The sequence below is a fragment of the Streptomyces sp. NPDC041068 genome, assembly GCF_040647455.1.
GTDB lineage: Bacteria > Actinomycetota > Actinomycetes > Streptomycetales > Streptomycetaceae > Streptomyces.
Genome location: NZ_JBEZCG010000055.1, coordinates 1 through 2,435 on the forward strand (window position 1 = coordinate 1; position 2,435 = coordinate 2,435).

1 protein-coding gene is annotated in these 2,435 nt (G+C 73.2%); it reads right to left on the reverse strand.

Annotation, left to right across the window (positions count from 1 at the left end):
- A partial coding sequence (locus AB0B50_RS44620) for a condensation domain-containing protein (protein ID WP_362343856.1) occupies nucleotides 1-2,435 on the reverse strand: 2,435 nt, incomplete at both ends.

Below are 2,435 nucleotides of genomic sequence, written 5' to 3' on the forward strand. Positions count from 1 at the left end.
CATGCCCTCGGGCAGTGCGTCGTCGGGCAGGACCGCCAGTGCCGCCGGGGGCAGCGTGGCGTGCGTGACGCCGTGCCGGGCCAGGGTCTCGGCCAGGCCGTCACCCGGCAGCAGCCGCTCCGGAGACGCGAGCACCAGCGTGGCGCCCGCCAGCAGAGCCATGCACATCTCCGACGTCGCGGCGTCGAAGCTGGGCGAGGCGAACTGCAGCACCCGGCTGTCGGGACCGACCCCGAAGGCCGCGATCTGGCCCTCGGCGAGGCTGGAGATGCCCGCGTGGGTGACGACGACGCCCTTGGGGCGGCCGGTCGAACCGGACGTGTAGATGACGTACGCCGCGTTCCGCAGGCCGACGGGCCGCAGCGGGTCGTGCCCCGGCCGCCCGGCGAGAGCGGCGGTCAGCCCGGCGTCGTCGAGGAGCAGGGTGCGCGGTCCTTCGGCCGGGAGGCCGGACGTGGCCGCCGACGTGGTGATCACGCACAGCGGGTCGGCGTCCTCCAGCATGTAGGCGATGCGGTCGGCCGGGTACTCGGGGTCGACCGGCAGGTAGGCGCCGCCCGCCTTCACCACGGCGAGCTGGGCCACCACCAGGTCGATGGACTTCGGCAGGGCGACGGCGACGATGCGCTCCGGCCCGACGCCGAGGTCGACGAGGTGGTGGGCGAGGCGGTTGGCGCGCTCGTCGAGCTCGGCGTACGTCAGCTCGGTGGTGTCGTACACCGCGGCCACGGCCTGCGGGGTGCGGGCCACCTGGGCACGGAACAGCTCGGGCAGGGTGCCCTCGGCGACGTCGCGTGCGGAGTCGTTCCACTCCACCAGGGTCCGCTCGCGGTCCTCGGCGGAGAGGATCTCCAACTCGCCTACCGGACGCGCCGGTTCGGCGGCGGCCGCCGCGAGCAGGCGCACGAGCTGCGCCGCCATCCGCTCGACCGTTTCGGCCGTGAACAGGTCGGTGGCGAAGACGACGCTGCCGTCGATGCCCGAGGGCGTTCCGTCGGCGTCGTGGCGGTCGCGGAGGCTGAACGACAGGTCGAACTTCGCGGCCCCGGCGTCCAGGCCCTCCACCCGGGTCTCCAGGCCGGGCAGCTCGATCGCTGCCGCCGCCTGGCTCTGCATGGTCAACATGACCTGGAACAGCGGGTGGTGGGCGAGCGTACGCGGGGAGTCGACGAGGTCGACGAGGCGCTCGAAGGGGATGTCCTGGTGCGCGTAGGCGGCCAGATCGGTGTCCCGTACGCGGGCCAGGAGCTCCTCGAAGGTCGGGTCGCCCGAGACGTCGGTGCGCAGGACCAGGGTGTTGACGAAGAAGCCGACGAGGTCGTCGAGCGCCTCGTCCGTGCGGCCCGCGATCGCCGTGCCGACGGGGATGTCGGTGCCCGCGCCCAGACGGCTCAACAGCGCGCCCAGGGCGGCCTGGACGACCATGAAGGAGGTCGTACCGGTACGCCGCGCGAGGGCGGCCAGCGACTGGTGGACGTCCTCCCCGACGGTGAAGTCGACCTGGCCGCCCCGGTAGGAGGCGACGGCCGGGCGGACGTGGTCCGTGGGGAGTTCGAGGATCTCGGGCATGCCCTTGAGCTGCTCGGCCCAGTAGCGGGACTGCCGCGCGGCGACGCTGTCCGCGTCCGCCTCGTCGCCGAGGACGTCGCGCTGCCAGAGCGCGTAGTCGGCGTACTGCACCGCCAGCGGCTCCCAGTTCGGGGCCGTACCGTCCAGGCGGGCGGTGTAGGCGGCCGTCAGGTCGCCCAGGAGGGGCGCCGCGGACCAGCCGTCGGCCGCGATGTGGTGCATCAGGACAAGCAGCACGGACCGCCGCTCGTCGACGCGGAACAGCGTTGCCTTGAAGGGTAGTTCGGTCTCCAGGGCGAACGTGTGGCCCGCCGCGACCTGCAGGGCCGTCTCCAGCTCGTCCTCCGCGACGGTGACCGTGGTCAGTCCCGCGGAGCCCGCCGTCATGGGCAGGATGTGCTGGCGCGGGACGCCGTCCACCTCGGGGAAGACGGTGCGCAGGCTCTCGTGGCGGGCGACGACGTCGGCAAGGGCGGCGCGCAGGGCGTCCTCGTCGACGGTGCCGGTCAGGCGCAGTGCCAGCGGCACGTTGTACGTGGAGCTCGGGCCCTCGACGTGGTCGAACACCCACAGTCGGCGCTGGGCGAAGGACAGCGGCAGCTCCTCGGGACGGTCCTGTCCTGCGGTGGGCCGGCTGCGGGCGCCCTCGGCGCGGTCGACACGCTCGGCGAGCCGCTCCACGGTCGGGGCCTCGAAGAGGTCCCGGATGGCCAGTTCCGCGCCGAAGACGGTGCGGATGCGGCTGATGAGGCGGGTGGCCATCAGGGAGTGGCCGCCGAGTTCGAAGAAGTTGTCGTCGATACCGGCGCTCTCGATGCCCAGGACCTCGGCGAAGAGCCCGCAGAGGATCTCTTCGCGCGGGGTGC